Annotated in this window: 14 protein-coding genes; 8 read left to right on the top strand and 6 right to left on the bottom strand. The window is 71.6% G+C overall.

The annotated features are described in order from the left end of the window. Positions 1 to 2: 2 nt before the first annotated feature. The 3 genes from efeB to ACFVQ0_RS20875 are packed head-to-tail and all read left to right on the top strand — an operon-like array spanning position 3 to position 3153. Complete coding sequence (gene efeB / locus ACFVQ0_RS20885) at positions 3 to 1277, top strand: iron uptake transporter deferrochelatase/peroxidase subunit (RefSeq protein ID WP_390090065.1); 1275 nt, start codon at positions 3 to 5, stop codon at positions 1275 to 1277. 39 nt (positions 1278 to 1316) lie between these two features. Continuing rightward, complete coding sequence (efeU, locus tag ACFVQ0_RS20880; RefSeq protein ID WP_390090064.1) at positions 1317 to 2288, top strand: iron uptake transporter permease EfeU; 972 nt, start codon at positions 1317 to 1319, stop codon at positions 2286 to 2288. Then, a complete protein-coding gene (locus ACFVQ0_RS20875) occupies positions 2170 to 3153 on the top strand; it encodes a hypothetical protein (RefSeq protein WP_390090739.1) in 984 nt (327 codons plus the stop codon). Before efeU ends, ACFVQ0_RS20875 begins: the two co-directional genes overlap by 119 nt. Positions 3154 to 3175: 22 nt before the next feature. Here the strand turns inward: ACFVQ0_RS20875 and ACFVQ0_RS20870 are convergent, their stop codons facing one another. Further along, positions 3176 to 3922 carry a bifunctional DNA primase/polymerase gene (locus ACFVQ0_RS20870; protein WP_390090062.1) on the bottom strand — a complete coding sequence of 249 codons (747 nt, stop codon included), beginning with the start codon at positions 3920 to 3922 and terminating at the stop codon, positions 3176 to 3178. Between the two features lie 188 nt (positions 3923 to 4110). On the opposite strand from ACFVQ0_RS20870, the gene ddaH reads away from it, so the two are divergent. Next, positions 4111 to 5019, top strand: a complete 909-nt coding sequence (ddaH, locus tag ACFVQ0_RS20865; RefSeq protein ID WP_390090060.1) for a dimethylargininase — start codon at positions 4111 to 4113, stop codon at positions 5017 to 5019. Here the strand turns inward: ddaH and ACFVQ0_RS20860 are convergent. Both ACFVQ0_RS20860 and ACFVQ0_RS20855 read right to left on the bottom strand, forming a co-directional pair. Further along, on the bottom strand, positions 5016 to 6008 hold the full coding sequence (locus tag ACFVQ0_RS20860; protein ID WP_390090058.1) for a small ribosomal subunit Rsm22 family protein: 993 nt from the start codon (positions 6006 to 6008) through the stop codon (positions 5016 to 5018). The genes ddaH and ACFVQ0_RS20860 overlap by 4 nt on opposite strands. A 50-nt stretch (positions 6009 to 6058) precedes the next feature. Beyond that, positions 6059 to 7360 carry a multidrug effflux MFS transporter gene (locus ACFVQ0_RS20855; protein ID WP_390090056.1) on the bottom strand — a complete coding sequence of 434 codons (1302 nt, stop codon included), beginning with the start codon at positions 7358 to 7360 and terminating at the stop codon, positions 6059 to 6061. 78 nt (positions 7361 to 7438) lie between these two features. On the opposite strand from ACFVQ0_RS20855, the gene ACFVQ0_RS20850 reads away from it, so the two are divergent. After that, positions 7439 to 8443, top strand: coding sequence for a Gfo/Idh/MocA family protein (locus tag ACFVQ0_RS20850; RefSeq protein ID WP_390090054.1), 1005 nt, complete (start codon positions 7439 to 7441; stop codon positions 8441 to 8443). Between the two features lie 5 nt (positions 8444 to 8448). On the opposite strand, the gene ACFVQ0_RS20845 is transcribed toward ACFVQ0_RS20850, so the two are convergent. Then, entirely contained in the window at positions 8449 to 10083 is a 1635-nt protein-coding gene (locus ACFVQ0_RS20845; RefSeq protein ID WP_390090052.1) for an alkaline phosphatase D family protein, read from the bottom strand. A gap of 322 nt (positions 10084 to 10405) precedes the next feature. Between ACFVQ0_RS20845 and ACFVQ0_RS20840 the strand changes: the two genes are divergently transcribed. The 3 genes from ACFVQ0_RS20840 to ACFVQ0_RS20830 all read left to right on the top strand — a co-directional run bounded on the left by ACFVQ0_RS20840 (position 10406) and on the right by ACFVQ0_RS20830 (position 12772). Further along, entirely contained in the window at positions 10406 to 11179 is a 774-nt protein-coding gene (locus tag ACFVQ0_RS20840) for an SDR family oxidoreductase (RefSeq protein ID WP_390090051.1), read from the top strand. 166 nt (positions 11180 to 11345) lie between these two features. Then, the gene (locus ACFVQ0_RS20835; protein WP_390090049.1) at positions 11346 to 11813 is read left to right on the top strand and encodes a lamin tail domain-containing protein; all 468 of its coding nucleotides are present in this window, start codon (positions 11346 to 11348) and stop codon (positions 11811 to 11813) included. Positions 11814 to 11872: 59 nt separating this feature from the next. Next, complete coding sequence (locus ACFVQ0_RS20830; protein WP_390090047.1) at positions 11873 to 12772, top strand: PhzF family phenazine biosynthesis protein; 900 nt, start codon at positions 11873 to 11875, stop codon at positions 12770 to 12772. On the opposite strand, the gene ACFVQ0_RS20825 is transcribed toward ACFVQ0_RS20830, so the two are convergent. Continuing rightward, entirely contained in the window at positions 12762 to 13703 is a 942-nt protein-coding gene (locus tag ACFVQ0_RS20825) for an NAD-dependent epimerase/dehydratase family protein (protein WP_390090045.1), read from the bottom strand. The two genes, ACFVQ0_RS20830 and ACFVQ0_RS20825, sit on opposite strands and share 11 nt — an antisense overlap. After that, positions 13700 to 14632 (bottom strand): ScbA/BarX family gamma-butyrolactone biosynthesis protein, encoded by a 933-nt coding sequence (locus tag ACFVQ0_RS20820; RefSeq protein ID WP_390090043.1) that lies wholly within the window; start codon positions 14630 to 14632, stop codon positions 13700 to 13702. The genes ACFVQ0_RS20825 and ACFVQ0_RS20820 overlap by 4 nt, the downstream gene beginning before the upstream one ends. Positions 14633 to 14779: the final 147 nt, after the last annotated feature.

Here is a 14779-nt window from a genome sequence, read left to right as displayed (position 1 = left end):
GCATGTCAGAGGAGACGCGGGACACGGCCGCTCCCGCCCCGGGCCCCGGCGGCGCCCCCTCACGGCGGGCGTTGCTCGGCTGGGGCGGCGCCGGACTCGCCCTGGGCGCGGTCGCGGCGGGCGCGACGGTCGCCGCGGTCCGCTCCGACGACGAGCAGGTCCCGGCCGCGGACAGCGGGGCGGCGGTGCCGTTCCACGGTGCGCACCAGGCCGGGATCGCCACCGCCGTCCAGGACCGGCTGCACTTCGCCGCGTTCGACGTGACGACGGAGGACCGGGCCGAACTCGTCGCGCTGCTCAAGGAGTGGACCCGGGCCGCCGAGCGGATGACGGCCGGCCACGCGGTCGGTGACGGGGCGTACGGGGGGCTGGCCGAGGCCCCGCCGGACGACACCGGAGAGGCGCTCGGCCTGAAACCGTCCCGGCTGACGCTGACCATCGGTTTCGGCCCCTCGCTGTTCGCGAAGGGGCGGTTCGGCCTGGAGGACAGGCGGCCCGACGCGCTCGTCGACCTCCCCAAGTTCCCCGGCGACAATCTGGACGCGGCCCGCAGCGGCGGCGACCTGTGCGTCCAGGCCTGCGCGGACGACCCGCAGGTGGCGGTGCACGCCATCCGCAACCTGGCCAGGATCGGCATGGGCCGCACCGCGATCCGCTGGTCGCAGCTGGGCTTCGGCAAGACGTCCTCGACGACACCGGGCGCCCAGACCCCGCGCAACATGATGGGTTTCAAGGACGGCACCCGGAACATCTCCGGCACCGACACCGCGGCCCTGGACGCGCACGTCTGGGTCGGCGGGAAGGACCGGGCGGGCTGGATGACCGGCGGCTCCTACCTGGTGGCCCGGCGCATCCGGATGCACATCGAGACCTGGGACCGCGCCCCGCTCCAGGAGCAGGAGGACGTCTTCGGCCGCGACAAGGGCGAGGGCGCCCCGGTCGGCAAGGCCAAGGAGCGCGACGAGCCGTTCCTGAAGGCGATGCTGCCGAGCGCGCACGTACGGCTCGCGCACCCGGACAGCAACGACGGGGCGACGATCCTGCGGCGCGGCTACTCCTTCACCGACGGGACGGACGGCCTGGGCCGCCTCGACGCCGGACTGTTCTTCCTCGCGTACCAGCGCGACACCCGGAAGGCGTTCGTGCCGCTCCAGCGCCGCCTGGCGGCGCACGACGCGCTCAACGAGTACATCCAGCACGTGGGTTCGGCGCACTTCGCCGTCCCGCCGGGCGTCCGCGACAAGGACGACTGGTGGGGCCGGGCGCTGTTCTCGTAGCCGTTCTCAAGCACCCCGAAGCGGAAAGGGATCCGAATCGTGTTCAGTAACTTCCTGATCGGCCTTCGCGAGGGCCTTGAGGCCAGCCTGGTCGTCTGCATTCTCATCGCGTACCTGGTGAAGACGGGCAACCGGAACAGGCTGCTGCCCATCTGGGTCGGTGTCGGGATCGCGATCGTCGTCAGCCTGGCGTTCGGCGCGGGGCTGGAGTTCGGCTCCCAGGAGATGACGTTCAAGGCGCAGGAGGCGCTCGGCGGCTCGCTGTCGATCCTCTCGGTCGGCCTGGTCACCTGGATGGTCTTCTGGATGCGGCGCACCGCCCGGCACCTGAAGGCGGAGCTGCACGGCAAGCTCGACGCCGCGCTCGCGATGGGCACCGGGGCGCTCGTCGCCACGGCGCTGCTCGCGGTGGGCCGGGAGGGTCTTGAGACCTCGCTGTTCGTCTGGCGTGCGGTGCACGCGGCGGACGACGGCTGGCATCCGATGATCGGCGCGGTGCTGGGCATCGCCGCCGCGGTGGTGCTGGGCTGGCTGTTCTACCGGGGTGCGCTGAAGATCAACCTGGCGAAGTTCTTCAGCTGGACCGGCGGCATGCTGGTGGTCGTCGCGGCGGGCGTGCTCGCGTACGGGGTGCACGACCTCCAGGAGGCCGAGTTCCTCGGGGGCCTGCAGAACCGGGCGTTCGACATCAGCTCCACGATCCCGCCGGACAGCTGGTACGGCACGCTGCTGAAGGGCACCTTCAACTTCCAGCCCGATCCGACGGTTCTCCAGATCACGGTGTGGGCGCTGTATCTGATCCCCACGCTCGCGCTCTTCCTCGCCCCGGTAGGGTTCGCACGGTCAGTGGGGGCGACGGATCAGAAGGCGCAGAAAGCAACGGATGAGAAGTCTGAGGCCGGTTCGGCTGGCGACGGGGCTCGCGGCGGCGACGGTGCTGAGCGTGACGGCGAGCGGATGCGTGACGGTGCACGGCGAGCTGGAAGTCGTGCCGGCGGCGACGAAGTCTGAGGCCGCGCAGGCCCTGAAGACGTTCACCGCCGCGTACAACGCGGCGGACAAGGCCTACGATCCAGCGCTGGACGCGGACGAGATCGGCGGCTCGCTCGGGGCGATCAACCAGGCGGGCCTGAAGGCCCGGCACAAGAACAACCCGGACGGCAACGCGAACCACCAGCCGCTGGAGCTGACCGACGCGCACTACGTCATCCCGAAGAAGGCGGGCTGGCCGAGGTGGTTCGTCGCGGACACTGACTCCAACCGGGACCAGGACAGCGGCAAGCTGGACACCCGCTGGCTCGTCGTCTTCGCCAAGTCCGGCCCCGGCGCGGGCTGGAAGGCCATCTACCTGTCGGTCGTCGCCCCGTCGCGGCTGCCCGGCTTCGCGAAGGACGACGACGGCCGGGCCGAGCCGGTCCCGGCGGACAGCACCCAACTGACGGTGGCCCCGCAGGAGTTGAGCAAGCAGTATACGGACTACCTGCAGAAGGGCACACCCGACGTCTTCACCCCGGGCGCCTCCACCTCGCTCTGGCGCACCACGCGCCAGAACACCCGGCGGGCGGGCTTCTCGTACCAGTACATCGACCAGCCGCTGGACAGCGGCGCGTTCGGACCGCTCGGCCTGGAGACGGCGGACGGCGGGGCGCTGGTCTTCTTCAGCAGCAAGCACTTCGAACGCCAGACCGCGGCGAAGGGGCTGCGACCGACGGTCACCCCGGATGTGCGGGCGCTGCTGTCCGGCGAGGTGAAGAGCACCCTCACCAAGGAGCGGGTCTCCAGCCAGCTGGTGTACGTCCCGAAGAAGGGCGCCGGTACGGGCAAGGTGACCGTACTGAACCGCCTCCCGGGCCTGACCTCGGCCAAGGGATCCTGAACCGGGCCCGCCCGGCCGCCGCCTACCGGCTCAGCGGCCAGGCCACCGACTCGTGGTCGACATCGCTCTGCTCCGCGGAGCCCACGAACCGCGCGCACGCGTCCGTCAGCGTCTCCAGCAGCGTCAGCGGATCGGGCAGCGGGTTCTCCGGCCCCCGCACCCACCGCACGTCCAGCTCACCCGGAAGCCGGGCGGGCGGCAGCAGCACATAGCTGCCCCGGCAGTGCCACCGCAGCCCGGGGTGCTCGTCCATCGTCTCGGGATGGCAGTCCAGCTCGCACGGCCACCATTCGTCCTCGTCCTCCGGCGTACCCCGCGTCGCCGTGAAGAAGAGCATCCGGTCGTCGCCGGACCTGGCCACCGGGCCCACCTCGATCCCGGCGGCGAGCAGCCGCTCCAGCGCCTGCTCACCCGCCGACAGCGGGACGTCCAGAACGTCGTGGATCATGCCGGTCGCCGTGATGAAGTTCGCCTGCGGCTGGCTGCGGGCCCACCGCTCGATCTGGGACCGGTCGGTCGTGGACTGCGTCTGCCAGGCGAACGAGATCGGATGCCTGGCGGGGGTCGGACAGCCCATGCGTTCGCAGGAACATCGGTAGCCCACCGGGTGGGCAGCGGGCGCGATCGGCATTCCGGCCTCCGCGACAGCCAGGAGCAGTGCCTCCCGTGCGGTGTCGTCGACCTCGCTCTGCTGCGGTTTGGGTCGTCGGCGCAGCCAGTGGGAAAACCTGCTCTCTGAGCCGCGACTACGGCCGAAATCGGCGCCCATCTATCCCCTTACCTCAGCGTTGCCCCTGTCCATCGTCCCACCATCCTGCGCCTCGGGTGGCCAGACTCCGGAAGCGGGGTGGGCGGATCGGGCGCGCGGGGTGAGCGCTATCACATCTTCTGTCATGAAATGCACGGCGAGGAACCACCCGATCGGTTCACTGCGCGCCGGGCCCCGGCGGGCGCACCATGGGCTCACGCACATACCCGTGCGACGCACCGGCCGCGGCGGCCACCAACGCCGCCGCGACGATTCGTGAGGAGCCCCCGTTGCCTCGTGAAGCCACACCCCGCCGCTACCTGATGTGCGCCCCGGCCCATTTCAGGGTGACGTACTCCATCAACCCGTGGATGGACCCCACCAAGCCGGTGGACCTCCCGCTGGCCCAGACCCAGTGGGAGGATCTGCGCGACCGCTACCGTGCCCTCGGGCACACCGTGGAGCTGCTCACCCCCGACCCCGGGCTGCCCGACATGGTCTTCGCGGCCAACGGGGCCACCGTGGTCGACGGCCGGGTGCTGGGCGCCCGGTTCGCCTACCAGGAGCGGTTCGCCGAGGCGGCCGCCCACCGTGACTGGTTCCGCGAGCACGGCTTCACGGAGATCCATGAGCCGGACCACGTCAACGAGGGCGAGGGCGACTTCGCGGTGACGTCCTCGTACCTGCTGGCGGGCCGGGGTTTCCGGTCGAGCCCGCTCTCGCACGACGAGGCCCAGGAGTTCTTCGGGCGGCCGGTGATCGGGCTGGATCTCGTCGATCCGCGCTACTACCACCTGGATACGGCGCTGAGCGTGCTCGACGAGGCGTCCGACGAGATCATGTACTACCCGGACGCCTTCTCACCGGGCAGCCGGGCGGTGCTGGCCCGGCTCTTCCCCGACGCGCTGATCGCCGACGAGGCGGACGCCGCCGCGCTCGGGCTGAACGCGGTGAGCGACGGCCGCAACGTACTGCTGCCGCAGGCCGCCACCGGCCTCTTCGACCCGCTGCGGGCCCGCGGCTTCGAGCCGCTGCCGATGGACCTGAGCGAGCTGCTCAAGGGCGGCGGCAGCGTGAAGTGCTGCACCCAGGAGCTGCGCGGACAGGACAGCGCCTAGCCGGCTTCCGGCGGCCAGGCGTCGCCCCAGTCGATGTCCCGGGCGGCCCGGTACAGCTCGCCGTGCCGCTTGGTGACCGTGGCCCGCTGGAGACCCTCGTCACGGGTGCACAGCTCCAGCAGCACCTGGCCCTTGCGGATCTGCGGGCGGCGGGTGATCCGGGCCGCCACCGGGGCCACCGGGAACCGGGTCGCCACGACGTAGCTGAACTTCTCGTCCTCGTACGGCAGCGAACCGCCCTTCACCTTGCGGTGCAGCGAGGAGCGGCTCACCCGGGCCGAGAAGTGGCACCAGTCCGTGCCGGGCTCGATGGGGCAGGCGTCGCTGTGCGGGCAGGGCGCGGCGACGGTGAACCCGGCGGCGGTCAGCCGGTCGCGGGCCTCGATGACGCGGGCGTAGCCGTCGGGGGTGCCGGGCTCGACGATCACCACGGCCTGCGCCGCACGCGCCGAGGCGTCGACGAGCGCGGTGCGGGCCTGCGGCGTCAGCTCGTTGAGCACGTAGGAGACGGTCACCAGGTCCGCGGGGCCGAGATCGAGGTCCTCGCCGATCCGGGCCCGCCGCCACTCGACGGCGTCGAGCGCCGGGATACCGGCGGCGCCGGCCAGTTCGCGGCCGAGCGCGAGCGCGGGCTCCGCCCAGTCCAGCACGGTGCTCCTGGGCCCTTCCCAGGCCCCGGCGACCGCCCAGCTCGCCGCTCCGGTGCCGCCGCCGACGTCGGTGTGGGTGGCGGGCACCCAGTCCGGGGCGGCCTCGCGCAGGGCGTGCAGGGCGGACCGTACCGCTTCGAAGGTGGCGGGCATCCGGTAGGCGGCGTACGCGGCGACGTCCGAGCGGTCGCGGAGCAGCGGGGTGCCGGTGGGAGTGGTCCCCCGGTAGTTGGCGATGAGCCGGTCGACGGCCTGGGCGGCCTGGCGGGGCGGCAGCCCGTCGAGGAGTCCGGCCAGGGCCGCGCGCAGGGTGTCCGCGGTGGGGAGGGTGTCGTTCACCGACGAAGTGTAGGCGGATCCCGGCCGCCCCTCCCCCGGGCCGTGGCCCGTCACGGCCGGGCGGCCACCTGCTGCCAGGGCCGGCACAGCGCCAGGAAGCAGCCCATCGCGCCCACCGCGCACACCAGCTGCACGACGGCCATCGGTACGGCCGTCGCCTCCCCCGCGATCCCGACGAGCGGCGAGGCGATGGCTCCGATCAGGAACGACGACGTGCCGAGCAGCGCGGAGGCGGATCCGGCGGCGTGCTTGGTGCGCATCAGGGCCTGGGCGTTGGTGTTCGGCATCGCCAGGCCCATCGCGGACATCAGCACGAACAGCCCCGCCGCCACCGGGACGAGTCCGACGTCACCGAAGACCCCGGACGTCATCAGCAGCAGCGCCGTCGCGGCCAGCACGATGACGGAGAGCCCGAAGCCGAGCGCCTTGTCGAGGCTGATCCGTCCGACGAGGATCTTGCCGTTGATCTGGCCCACCGCGATCAGGCCGATCGAGTTGATGCCGAAGAGCATGCTGAAGGTCTGCGGCGAGGCGCCGTAGATCTCCTGCACGACGAACGGCGAGGCACTCACGTAAGCGAAGAGGGCGGCGAAGGCGAGGCTGCCCGCGATCATGTAGCCGGTGAAGACGCGGTCGGCGAGCAGGGCGCGCATGGTGCGCAGGGCGTCACCGATGCCTCCGGTGTGGCGCTCCTCCGGTGGCAGGGTCTCCCGCAGCCACTTCCAGACGACCAGGGTGAGCAGGGTGCCGACGACGGTGAGGACGGCGAAGATGCCCCGCCAGTCGGTGAGCCGCAGGACCTGTCCGCCGATGACGGGGGCGATGACCGGGGCGACGCCGGAGATCAGCATCAGGGTGGAGAAGAACCGGGCCATCTCCATGCCGTCGTACATGTCGCGCACCACCGCGCGCGCGATGACGATGCCGGCCGCGCCCGCGAGCCCCTGGAGCAGCCGGAAGCCGATGAGGAGTTCGACGGTCGGGGCGAAGACGCAGATCGCGGTGGCGAAGACGTAGATGATCATGCCGAGGAGCAGCGGGCGGCGCCTGCCCCAGCGGTCGCTCATCGGACCGACGACGACCTGTCCGAGCGCCATGCCGGTGAGGCAGGCGGTGAGGGTGAGCTGGACGGTCGAGGCGGGTGCGTGCAGCGCGTCGGTGACGGCGGGCAGTGCCGGGAGGTACATGTCCATGGACAGCGGCGGCAGCGCGGTCAGGCCGCCGAGGACCAGGGTGACGAGAAGTCCGGTGCGCCGGGCCGCCGCAGTGGCGGTGGGCCGGGGTGGAGAGGTGACGGGGGCAGTGTCGGTTATGTGTACGTGCTGGGCTCGGCTGACGCCGCTCTCCGGCATTCTGATCTCCATTGTTGTTGAATCCGCCTCTATGCTCTCAGCTCAGCCGGAATGGTCGACACCTTTTTGGGAGCGTGCATGAGCAGGACTGTCCGTTGGGGCGTGCTGGCGACCGGTGGCATCGCGGCGACTTTCACCGCCGACCTGCTGGCGATGCCCGATGCGGAGGTGGTGGCTGTCGCCTCCCGTACGGACACCGCCGCGAAGGCGTTCGCCGAGCGGTTCGCGATACCGAGGGCCTACGGCAGCTGGGCCGAACTCGTCGCGGACGACGAGGTCGACGTGGTGTACGTGGCCACTCCGCACTCCGCGCACCGGGAGGCGGCCGGGCTCGCGCTGGAGGCCGGAAAGCACGTCCTGTGCGAGAAGGCGTTCACGCTCAACGAGCGCGAGGCGCGGGAGCTGGTGGAGCTCGCGCGCGGCCGGGGCCTCTTCCTGATGGAGGCCATGTGGACGTACTGCAACCCGGTCATCCGCCGGATGACCGAGCTGGTGCGGGACGGGGCGATCGGTGAGATCCGCACCGTGCAGGCCGACTTCGGCTTCGCCGGGGACTTCGGCGCGGAGCACCGGCTGCGCGATCCCGCGCTGGGCGGCGGTGCGCTGCTGGACCTCGGGGTCTATCCGGTGTCGTTCGCGCAGCTGCTGCTGGGTGAGCCGGACCGGGTGCGGGCGGACGCGCTGCTGTCACCGGAGGGCGTCGACCTGAACACCGGGATGCTGCTGGGCTGGGACTCGGGCGCCACCGCCCTGCTCTCCTGCTCGATCGTCGGGCACCACCCGACGGCCGCCACGGTCATCGGGACGGCCGGACGCATCGACTTCCCGGACAGCTTCTTCTATCCGCGGCGCTTCGTGCTGCACCGGGCGGGCCACGAGCCCGAGGAGGTCACCTCGGGGCCGGGACCGCAGGGCCTGTCGGGGATGCAGTTCGAGGCGGCCGAGGTGATGCGGGCGGTCCGGGCGGGTGAGACGGAGTCCCCGCTGGTGCCGCTGGACGGTTCGCTCGCGGTGATGCGGACGCTCGACGCGGTACGTGACCGCGTCGGCGTCCGCTACCCGGTGGACCAGGCCGTGCGCTGAGCGGATCAGGCCGGGGTGAGGCCCTGGTTGCCCACCTCCGTGACGAGCGAGCCGGCCGTGCTGAGGGGGGCGCCCGGCTTGGTGACGGCGGAGACCGTGCGGAAGTCGGCGCGCGCCTGGCGCTCCTGGAGGGTGACGACGGCGTAGCCGCGGCGCCCGTTGTAGAACTTCAGGTGCGGGTTGGCCTGCATCAGGTTGTTCCAGTTGGCCGGCTTCTCCGAGCCGTCCTTGCCGCTGGTGATCGACGTGGTGACGATCTCGGTGCCCAGGGTGCGGGACGCCGGGTCGTCGAAGTCCTGTTTGATGTCGAAGCCGTAGCTCACGTGCACGTCGCCGGTCAGCACCATCAGGTTGTCCACCCCGGCGGACCGGGCGCCCTTCAGGACGCGGTCCCTGGAGGCCGTGTAGCCGTCCCAGGAGTCCATGGAGAGCTTGTAGGCGTCGGTCGGTACGTCGCGCCGCTGGGCGAAGGTGACCTGCTGCGGCACGACGTTCCAGGTGGCCCTGGAGTGGCGCCAGCCGTCGGTCAGCCAGCGCTCCTGGGTGGCGCCGGTGATGGTGCGCGAGGGGTCCTCGGACTCCGGTCCGGGGGTCTGCCAGCCGTCGCCGTACGCCTGGTCGCTGCGGTACTGGCGGGTGTCGAGGATGTCGAACTGGGCGAGCCGGCCGAACTGGAGGCGCCGGTAGAGCTTCATGTCAGGACCGGTCGGCCGCTGCGGGGCGCGCAGCGGCTGGTTCTCCCAGTACGCGCGGTAGGCGGCGGCCCGGCGGATCAGGAACTCCTCCGGCGGCAGGTTGTCCTCGGAGGTGTCCCCGGCGTAGTTGTTCTCGGTCTCGTGGTCGTCCCAGGTGACGACGAAAGGGTGCGCGGCGTGGGCGGCACGCAGATCGGGGTCCGACTTGTAGAGGGCGTACCGCAGCCGGTAGTCCTCCAGCGTGGTCGTCTCCCGGTTGAAGAGGGCGGGCAGGGTGCGGTCGGTGTAGTTGCGGGCCCCGCCGGTCGCGTTCACCGCGTACTCGTAGAGGTAGTCCCCGAGGTGGAAGACGACGTCGACGTCCTCCTGGGCGAGGTGCTTGTACGCGGTGAAGTAGCCGTCGTGGTAGGCCTGGCAGGTGACGGCGGCCAGGGTCAGTTCGCGCTTGTGGGCGCCGTTCGCGGGCGCGGTGCGGGTCCGGCCGACCGGACTGGTCCACTTGCCGGTGCGGAAGCGGTAGTAGAGGACGCGGTCGGCGTCCAGCCCCCTGACCTCCACGTGGACGCTGTGGTGGAACTCGGGGTGGGCGGTGGCGGAGCCGCGCCGGACGACCCGGGTGAAGCGCTCGTCGCGGGCCAGTTCCCAGCTCACCTCGACGCGGGCGCGGGGCAGTCCGCTGTCGGGCTCGAACGGGCGGGGCGCGAGCCTCGTCCACAGCAGGACGGAGTCGGGCAGCGGGTCGCCGGAGGCGACGCCGAGAGTGAACGGGTCCTCGTCGATCCGCCGGGCGTCCAGCTCGGCGGCGGCCGCGGAGCCCGCTGTCGGCAGGCCGACCGAGAAGGCGAGCGCGGCGGCGGCACCGGTGACGGTGAGAAATCGGCGGCGGCCCGTGTGCCGGGCGGCGTCGCGCAACTCCTGCTCCTGCTGGTGCGATGAGTGCGTCATCTGTCCCTCCCCTGACTGGTGGTGTGAGGGGAAGTCCACCGGTCCAGCACATCCGGCGGTTGTCGCGCTCGCGTCGTGCGGGCGTCGCCGGGATGAGGATTGCGGCGGGAATGGGTCCCCGGGGGCAAAGTCCGCATATGCGGCCAGAACCATGATCATTAACTCCGGCCCGGACTGCCGGGGAATCGCCGGAAACCGGCCCCGGGTTCACCCCCCGGAGGCACGAACCCGCCCTCCGGGAGCACTCCTTGGCCCGGCCGGACGCCACCGGACGGCCGGGGCGCCCCACCGGCACCGGGCCCTGGGCGTACGCTGCCGCACCATGAGCAACAAACTGTTGAACTCCGCGACGAAGACGGCCGTGGTCACGGGCGCGGGCTCCGGGATCGGCCGCGCGGTGGCACTCGCCCTGACCGGCGCCGGCTGGTCGGTGGCGCTCGCGGGCCGCCGCCCCGGACCGCTCACCGAGACCGCCGCGCTGGCCGGGGAGCACGCCCGCGTCATCACCGTCCCCACCGACGTCTCGCGCCCCGAGGAGGTCGACGCGCTCTTCTCCTCCGTACACGAGTCCTTCGGCCACCTCGGCCTGCTCTTCAACAACGCGGGCACCTTCGGTCCGGGCGGCGTGCCGGTCGAGGACCTCGGTTACGAGGACTGGCGCACGGTGGTCGACGTGAACCTGACGGGGGCGTTCCTGTGCGCGCAGGCGGCGTACCGCCGGATGAAGGAGCAGGACCCGCAGGGCGGCCGGATCATCAACAACGGCTCGGTCTCGGCCCACACGCCGCGCCCGCACTCGGTCGCGTACACGGCGACCAAGCACGCGCTGACCGGGCTGACGAAGTCGCTGTCGCTGGACGGGCGCCCGTACCGGATCGCCTGCGGGCAGATCGACATCGGCAACGCGGCGACGGAGATGACCGAGCGCATGACGACCGGAATCCTCCAGGCCAACGGCGAGCTGGCCGTGGAGCCGGTGATAGCGGCCGCGGACGTGGCGAGGACCGTGGTCCACATGGCGGAGCTGCCGCTGGAGGCGAACGTCCAGTTCGCCACGGTGCTGGCGACGGCCATGCCGTACGTGGGACGGGGCTGACCTCCTGACCTGCCCGGGTCGGAACCGGTCCCCGAAAGACCGGGGTTGACCATCTCTCGCACCAGAACCGCCAATCCCGGCCGAAAGGTGTCCCGGCCGACCCGGTAAGCGCGTGCTGCCCTTATGCTCATCGTTCTTCACCGGAACTACACACTAGGAACACAGCATGCGCATACGCACCGCGGTGCCCCTCGCCCTGGCGGCCACCACCGCCCTCGCCGGTTCGCTGCTCGTCGCGGCACCGGCCTCGGCCGCCGCGCACCAGGGCGGAGTGCACCTCGGCAAGATCCAGTACGACAGCCCCGGCAAGGACACCCGGTCCAACGCCTCGCTCAACGCCGAATGGGTCGAGATCCACAACAACACCAAGGCGAAGTTCCAGCTCAAGGGCTACAAGCTGAAGGACAACACCGGGTACACCTACACCTTCGGCAGCTACAACGTCAGCCCGGGAAAGACCGTCAAGGTCCACACGGGCAAGGGGAGGACCAGCCCCGGTCATGTGTACTGGAACCGCGGTTCGTACGTCTGGAACAACACCGGTGACAAGGCGCGGCTGATCAAGCCGAACGGCAAGCTGCTGGACTCCTGCTCCTGGACGAAGTCGAGCAAGGGCACCAAGAACTGCCACTGAACCGGCAGCCGTGCCGCGGACCGGGGAATGCCCCGGGCCGCGGCACGGTTGTGCGGCACATGACTGAGATCCCGCAGCCCTCGATCCTTCGCTACACCGCCTTCTCCGCCGACCCGGACGGCGGCAATCCGGCCGGTGTGGTGCTGGACGCGTCCGGTATGGATGATTCGCGGATGCTGGCCGTCGCGGCGGACCTCGGATACAGCGAGTCGGCCTTCCTGACCGGGCGGACCGAGGCGGCGGCGCCGGGCGCGCGCGGCTACGTGATCCGCTACTTCAGCCCGAAGGCCGAGGTTTCCTTCTGCGGTCACGCCACCGTCGCGACGGCCCTGGCGCTCGCCGAGCGGGACGGGCCGGGGGACCTGGAGTTCGCCACCGCCGCCGGCCCGGTGCCGGTCACCGTCGTCCGCGAGGGCGCCGAGCTGCGGGCCACCCTCACCAGCGTGGAGCCCCACATCACCGACGTCTCCCCGGACGACCTGGCGGAGGCGCTCGCCGGACTGGGCTGGCCGGCCACCGATCTCGACCCGGCCCTGCCGCCCCGCATCGCCTACGCGGGCGCCCGGCACCTGGTGCTGGCCGCCGCGACCCGGGAGCGGCTGGCCGCCCTCGACTACGACTTCGGCCGCGTCGAATCACTCATGCACCGGCTGGACCTGACCACGCTGCAACTGGTGTGGCGCGCCTCGGAGACCGTCTTCCACGTCCGCGACCCGTTCCCGGTCGGCGGCGTGGTCGAGGACCCGGCGACGGGTGCGGCGGCCGCCGCCTTCGGCGCCTATCTGCGGGCCCTGTCCCTGGTCCCGGAGACGGCCGGGCTGACCCTCCACCAGGGTGAGGACATGGGCCGGCCCGGCACGCTCACCGTCACACTGCGGGCGGGCGACACGCGGATCAGGGTGAGCGGCACGGGCACCAGGATCCCGGCACCGGTCCGGCAGCAGCCGTTCAGCGGCTGAGGAACTTCCGGTACCAGGGGGCGTGTTCGGCGAAGGACGTACGGAAATCCGGACCGGGTTCGCAGCCGAAGTCCCGCCAGATCCGCTCGTCGGCGAACCAGTGGTCCACGGTGAGCATCTCGAAATGGTGCTTGGCGTACGGGACACCGGCCAGCCGGGCACGCGCCTCTTCCATCCCGATCTCCGTGCTCGCCCACGGCAGCGAGAGCTCGGTGAGGACAGTGGACAGGACCTCAGAACAGCTCACCGGCTCCGGATGGTTCACGTGGTAGACGCCGGCCGGGGCCTTCTCGGCGAGCGCCGCCCCCAGCAGCGCACGGCCCAGCGTCGCCACGTCGATCATCGAATGGCGGGCGTCGCAGCCGACCGGTCCCGCCGACAGGTACCGCAGCAGGGCGACCAGTCCGGGAATCGCCCACCGGTCCCCCGCCCCGTGGACGAGGTGCGGGCGCAGGACGGCCCCGCCGGCCGCGAGGACGTGCTGTTCCGCGGCGGCCCTGGTCAGGCTGACGGCCGAGGCGGGGGCCGGTTCGGCCATTCCGGGGAGCAGCGCCTTGAAGGGGCCCCGGCCGTAGACGGAGGCGGTGCTGAGCTGGACGATCCGGCCGACGCCGCTGCGTACGGCCTCGTCGACCAGGGCCCGGGTGCCGAGGTCGTTGACGGTCCGGGCGGTCTGTTCACCGGAGCCGACGTGCGAGGCGCAGTGGATCACCGCGTCGACGCCCTCGCAGCTGCCGCGCAGCGTCCCGGGGTCGGCCAGATCCCCGTACACCGTCTCGAAGACCGGTCCGTCGGCCGTCATGGCCGGGGTGTCGGGTTCGGTGCGGTGCGTCATCAGCCGGAGGCTGACGCCGGGGGTCGCGCGGGCGGCGGCGGCCACCCGGCTGCCGACGAAGCCGGTGGCCCCGGTGATGAGGATGCGCGTGGTCATGGGCGGCGGCTCCGGGCGTCGCTGAGGCCGGTCTGACGGAGATCCGGCGAACGGAGGGTGCAGGTGAAGGCGGGTTCGTCGTCCTGGACGGCCCGTATGCGTACCCCGGCGGGCGAGCTGCCGTCGGCGGGGACGGGCAGGGCCTCGATCCAGCAGGGGCGGTCGAGTTCCACGTACTGGAGGAAGTCGGCCTGTACCGATGTCGGGAGGAAGGCGCGGCCGGGCGAGGCCGCCTGGGCCGCCTGTCGGGCGGCCTCCAGCAGCAGAATGCCCGGAACATGGTCGTTGGAATGGCTGAAGAGCGTCGGATGCCGGGTGTCCAGCCGCAGCGCCCAGGTGCTGGGAGCCGCCGCGGGAGCCAGGACGACGTCGTGCTCGGAGGTCCTGCCCACGGTCCGGGGTGCGACGGCGGGCAGGAGGGGTATACGCGCGTCGAGCATGTCGCTGCGGTGTCCGCGTACCCGCTGGTAGGCCCTGGCGGAGGTGCAGCTGATCCGCCCGCCACCGGACGCCAGCACGGTGCCCCGGCGGTGCAGGAGGAGTTCCAGGTGCATGGAGCCGAGGCTGCGGCCGCGTCGCTGTATCCGGGAGCAGGACACGTCCACCGTGATGTCCCAGGGCTCTTCGCCCAGCGCGAGGCGCCCGGCCTCTGAGGCGTACCGCAGCTCCCACATCACGAACGCGTCCCCGAGGGGCACCCCGAACTCGGAGTGCGCGATCAGCATGGTGGTCTGCCGCATCGTCTCCGCGATCAGCAGCGGGTCCTGGTGGCCCGCGACCGGGGTGAAGAAGCGGTGCGGCCTCGGCCAGTGGGCCGACACCGAGAACTGGGAGTCGGTCAGCTTGGTCAGCCCGGTAGGGAACACGTCCTGCGCGTCGGGCCGGTGGACCATCTGTCTCAGGTGTTCCGGGGAGCTCCTTCTTCGCACCGATTGCTCCATTCCGGCGGCGGAGGCGGAATCCGGAACTCCACCCGGAGCCCCGGCACGACCGGTGTTCCTCGCGGCCCCGGCGCCGCCGGCCGGTGCCGAGACACTGCGTGAGGTGATCTGAACCATGAAGTTCCCCCAGGAGGA

Source organism: Streptomyces sp. NPDC057900 (genome assembly GCF_042887885.1).
GTDB lineage: Bacteria > Actinomycetota > Actinomycetes > Streptomycetales > Streptomycetaceae > Streptomyces.
The sequence above is the reverse complement of the archived record's forward strand: the minus strand, read 5'-3'. Positions and strand labels throughout refer to the sequence as shown.

Coding starts and splice junctions, on each gene's coding strand:
- efeB (WP_390090065.1), top strand. CDS start 3: ATGTCAGAGGAGACGCGGGACACGGCCGCTCCCGCCCCGGGCCCCGGC.
- ACFVQ0_RS20870 (WP_390090062.1), bottom strand. CDS start 3,922: ATGGGCGCCGATTTCGGCCGTAGTCGCGGCTCAGAGAGCAGGTTTTCC.
- ddaH (WP_390090060.1), top strand. CDS start 4,111: ATGGGCTCACGCACATACCCGTGCGACGCACCGGCCGCGGCGGCCACC.
- ACFVQ0_RS20855 (WP_390090056.1), bottom strand. CDS start 7,360: ATGCCGGAGAGCGGCGTCAGCCGAGCCCAGCACGTACACATAACCGAC.
- ACFVQ0_RS20850 (WP_390090054.1), top strand. CDS start 7,439: ATGAGCAGGACTGTCCGTTGGGGCGTGCTGGCGACCGGTGGCATCGCG.
- ACFVQ0_RS20845 (WP_390090052.1), bottom strand. CDS start 10,083: ATGACGCACTCATCGCACCAGCAGGAGCAGGAGTTGCGCGACGCCGCC.
- ACFVQ0_RS20840 (WP_390090051.1), top strand. CDS start 10,406: ATGAGCAACAAACTGTTGAACTCCGCGACGAAGACGGCCGTGGTCACG.
- ACFVQ0_RS20835 (WP_390090049.1), top strand. CDS start 11,346: ATGCGCATACGCACCGCGGTGCCCCTCGCCCTGGCGGCCACCACCGCC.
- ACFVQ0_RS20830 (WP_390090047.1), top strand. CDS start 11,873: ATGACTGAGATCCCGCAGCCCTCGATCCTTCGCTACACCGCCTTCTCC.
- ACFVQ0_RS20825 (WP_390090045.1), bottom strand. CDS start 13,703: ATGACCACGCGCATCCTCATCACCGGGGCCACCGGCTTCGTCGGCAGC.